Source organism: Aeromicrobium sp., assembly GCF_025965075.1.
Taxonomy (GTDB): domain Bacteria; phylum Actinomycetota; class Actinomycetes; order Propionibacteriales; family Nocardioidaceae; genus Aeromicrobium.
Map to the genome: position 1 here is coordinate 1 of NZ_JAOPXQ010000066.1, position 3,766 is coordinate 3,766.

Annotated in this window: 4 protein-coding genes and 1 pseudogene; 1 reads left to right on the top strand and 4 read right to left on the bottom strand. The window is 75.3% G+C overall.

Annotated features, from left to right (window positions below; genetic code table 11):
- Window positions 1-447: 447 nt before the first annotated feature.
- The 4 genes from JWQ91_RS04185 to JWQ91_RS04200 are packed head-to-tail and all read right to left on the bottom strand — an operon-like array spanning window position 448 to window position 3,355.
- Window positions 448-1,158, bottom strand: coding sequence for a glycosyltransferase (locus JWQ91_RS04185; protein WP_297781224.1), 711 nt, complete (start codon window positions 1,156-1,158; stop codon window positions 448-450).
- Window positions 1,145-1,705, bottom strand: a complete 561-nt coding sequence (locus JWQ91_RS04190; RefSeq protein WP_297781226.1) for a class I SAM-dependent methyltransferase — start codon at window positions 1,703-1,705, stop codon at window positions 1,145-1,147. Before JWQ91_RS04190 ends, JWQ91_RS04185 begins: the two co-directional genes overlap by 14 nt.
- On the bottom strand, window positions 1,702-2,367 hold the full coding sequence (locus JWQ91_RS04195) for a PIG-L family deacetylase (RefSeq protein WP_297781229.1): 666 nt from the start codon (window positions 2,365-2,367) through the stop codon (window positions 1,702-1,704). The genes JWQ91_RS04190 and JWQ91_RS04195 overlap by 4 nt, the downstream gene beginning before the upstream one ends.
- Before the next feature lie 25 nt (window positions 2,368-2,392).
- Window positions 2,393-3,355: an acyl-CoA dehydrogenase gene (locus JWQ91_RS04200; RefSeq protein WP_297781232.1), complete on the bottom strand. Its 963-nt coding sequence runs from the start codon at window positions 3,353-3,355 to the stop codon at window positions 2,393-2,395.
- A gap of 154 nt (window positions 3,356-3,509) precedes the next feature.
- Between JWQ91_RS04200 and JWQ91_RS04205 the strand changes: the two are divergent.
- Window positions 3,510-3,766, top strand: a pseudogene (locus JWQ91_RS04205) (ATP-dependent DNA ligase); the annotation flags it as partial.

Consider the following 3,766-nt stretch of genomic DNA (forward strand, 5'->3'; position numbering starts at 1 on the left):
CCGGCCGCGGGAACGGGGCCGTCGGCTCCTCCCCCACGATGCCGATCGTGCCCGAGGCGTCGATCTCCCGGATGCCCTTCGCTGCGGCGTCGGCCGCCATGCCGCCGCCGATGATCAGGTAGTCGTATTCGCTGTGCACGGGATGGTCCTTCCCCTCATACGTCGTGGGCCCGCCGACGCGGCGGCGCTCCCCGCGACGTACCCGGCGTGGCGGGCGCAAAACCGGTGGGCACGCACCACCCGCCGCGCGGTACGTTGGAGGCCTTGGGCCGGGCGGAAGGTGGCGCCGTCATGGCGATCCCGCTGCTCGCGGGCGGCTCGGCGCTCGGCAGCCACGCCAGCGACACCCACGAGCTGTCGCCCGCGACCGTGACGGCGGCGGTGGGGTTGACCCGCAGGTGCGCGACCTTGCGGGATTCGCGCGTCGCGATGAACCACAGCTCGACGTCAGGCGACGTCGTCCGCCTCGCGGCCGATCGACTCCACCAGGTCCCTCGCCACCCCACGCGGCGCTCGGGCGACGTGCCGCGCCGAGGTCTGGACCGGATGGTCGATCGACCAGTCGATCCTGGCGCCGCTCCGCTGGGCCCGGAGGACGAGATCGTGGTCCTCACCGTGCGTCAGCGGTCGGAACCCGCCGAGCGCGACGTACGTCGAGGCCGCGGTGCCGAGGTTGGCCCCGTGGACGTGGCCGTGCCGTCCGGTCTCGGCGTGCGCCTCGTAGCGCTCGACCCACAACCGGTGCCGATGGCGGTCGGCCGGCGCGAGCGTCACGGTGCCGACCCGCAGGTCGAGGCCCGCCGTCGCGGACCGCAGCTGGGCATCGAGCCATCCGGTCGGCACGAGGCTGTCGGCGTCGGTCGTGGCGAGCCACAGCCGGTCGGACCGGGCAGCGTGACGCTCCAGCGCGGCGGCGCAACCCAGGGCGCGGGCGGCCCCGACGTTGGCCCCGTCCGTCTCGAGGACGTGGGCGCCGGCGCGGGCGGCGATCTCGGCGGTCCGGTCGGAGCAGGCGTCCGCGACCACCGTGAGGTCGACCTCGACGCCGCCGACGTGGCGGATCGCGGCGTGCAGGGCCGCGAGGCACGCGGGCAGGAGCCGTTGCTCGTCCCGGGCCGGCACGACGACCGCCAGGACGGGCAGGTCAGTCCGCACCACGCTCGAGCACCTCCAGCCGGAAGTCGGGCTCGACGTGCTCCACGAGGACCCGCCAGGTCGGGTCGCGACGGATCTCCGCGTGGGCCGTGTCACCGTCGCACGCCGCCTCGACGAACGGGTGCCGCCAGTGCACCGCGACGAGGTGTCCCCCGGGGTCGAGCGACTCCCGTGCCCGCTCGATCGTCGCGGCCCGGTCGGCCGCGGAGAGGTAGTACAGCAGCTCGGACAGCACGACGAGGTCGAGGCGGCCCGGCGGCCAGTCGTCCGGCACCCCGCCGCGGCGGAACGTCGCCGCGGGCGCCCGTTCGGCCGCCAGCACCAGAGGCGCGGCCACCAGGTCGCTCGCGACGACCTCGTCGCAGCGCTCGACGAGCAGGCGGGTCAGCAGCCCGACCGAGCAGCCCGGCTCGAACGCCCGCCGGTAGCGGGCCCGCGGGAGGCTCGCGACCGTCAGGTCGTACTTGCGCAGCTCGTACGCCCGGGCGGCCAGGTCCCACGGATCGGGCGATGAGGCGTAGAGCTCGTCGAAGTAGGCGCGCTCGGTCACGTGAGGACGACCTCGGGGGCCAGCAGCGCGTGGTTGAGCAGTGCCTCGCTGACCACCGCGGCGTCCCGCGGGTCGTCGCTGATCGCGCGGACCTGGGTCGTGAACGCCCGCACGGCCCGGCGCTTGCGCCCGCGGGCGGCCGCGGTGCAGTCGAGGCGTCGTGCGCCGGCCAGCCACGGCTGGTCCGCCGGCGTCGTCCACGTCCAGGTCCAGATCGGGAACCGCCACAGGACCACGCCGGCGGCGCCGCACAGCTCCAGCGCCACGTCACCCAGGACGTCGTGGTCGGGGTGGCCGTCGGCCTCGAACGGCGCGAGGACGAGCTCCGCGTCGCCGACGACGGGACCGAGCAGCTCCACGAGCTCGTCCCGGTGGCCGGCCAGCGCCCCGTCGGGCAGGCCGAGGCGCTGCACCTGCGGGTTGGGGATCCCCAGCGCGCGCAGGGCGGCGAGCAGCTCCCGCGGCCGACGCCGCGCGAGCTCGGACGGCGTCATGCTCGGGCTGTCCGGGTGCGAGGCCTCCCCGTCCGTCGCCGTGACGAACCGCAGGTCCCGGTCCGCGTGGGTCGCGAGCCAGGCGCCGATCGTCAGCACCTCGTCGTCGGGATGGGCCGACAGCACGACGGCGCGACCGCCCGGGTCGTCGGGCGGGGTCGTCGGCATCGACTCCAGTCGGTGGCGCCACGGGCTAAACAACGGGACCTCCGAAGGAGCCGAGCCGCTCCAGGTCGCGCTCGGCGTGGTGCTGGCGGACGAACACCTGCAGGTCCGCCACCCGGGCGGCGTGGGCGGCGTCGAAGGCCAAGGGCCCCGGTCCGAGGGCGCGTCCGACCCAGGAGATGACGTCGTCGACGGTGTCGGCCGCGGTCGCCCTGAGCGTCTGGGCGAGGCGTTCGAGCTCGAGCAGGTCCTGCTCTTCGTCGGCATCAACCCGGTGGGCGGCGGCCTCGAGCGCCAGCGTCAAGGTCAGCAGGCGCGCACGGACCGCCCCGAGGTGGGCCCGACCGTGGGCGTCGAGCCGATCGGCGGCGTGCTCGAGGGTGTCGGCGACGCCCAGTGCCCCGCCGAGCCAGCAGGCGGCGATCCCGATGGCCCCCCACCAGAAGCCCGGGCGTCGCGTGTAGTCGTCGACGTGTCCCACCGGGTCCGCCCGCACGTCGGTGAATGCCAGGGTGTGCGTGTCCGCACGCATCATGCCCGGGCTCGCCCACGACGGCGCCGACTCGTCGACCGTGATCCCGCCGCTGGACAGGTCGATCGCGAACAGCCGCGGCCCGCCGGCGGTGCGAGCCGTCACGAGCGCGCGCGTCACGAGCGACGCGCCGGAGCAGAACGCCTTGCGGCCGTCCAGGACCCAGCCGCCGTCGACGGGTCGAGCGTCCAGCACGGCGAACGGGGGCTCGGCCGCCCACACCGCCCACAGGTCGTCCTGGCCGTCGGTGGGCCGGTCCAGCTCGGCGAGGATCGCGAGGGCATCGAGGTGTGGCTCGACGAGCTTGGCCAGGGGCAGGTCGGTCCGGGCAACCGAGATCAACCGCTCCCACCGGGCGTGGGTGTCGCCGTGGCGGGGCAACGGCACCGGCGCCCGGACGAAGGAGCGGAGGCGGTCTGCCGTGATCCCGGCACCGTCCAGCGTCGCCTCGTGCGTCATCCGTGCTCCCGTCCCAGCCGTGGGCCGTGGCTACGGGCCGCAGGCCTGATGATTACCCGCAAGGGAGGGGACGAAACGTCGGCGGCCCGGCCCCGGAGCACGCCCACCGGCCGCTGGGAGGGTCGGACCTCGCCGACGGGGTACTGCGGGCCCCATGCTGCCGTTCCCGCAGGAGCCGATGCTCGCCCGCGCCGTCGCGACCCTGCCGGAGGAGCAGGGCCTGCACGGCGGATCGGCGTACGAGCCGAAGTTCGACGGCTACCGCGCGATCCTGTTCGTCGACGCCGACGGCTGCCGGGTCCAGTCCCGGCGCGGGCACGACATCACCGCGGCCTTCGCGGACGTCGCCCTCGAGGCGGCCGAGCAGCTCCCGCCCGGTGTCGTGATCGACGGCGAGCTCGTGGTGTGGGG

Bases quoted from the DNA above. Each gene is read 5' to 3' on its own strand.
- JWQ91_RS04195 (WP_297781229.1), bottom strand. From the start codon at position 2,367: ATGCCGACGACCCCGCCCGACGACCCGGGCGGTCGCGCCGTCGTGCTG.
- JWQ91_RS04200 (WP_297781232.1), bottom strand. From the start codon at position 3,355: ATGACGCACGAGGCGACGCTGGACGGTGCCGGGATCACGGCAGACCGC.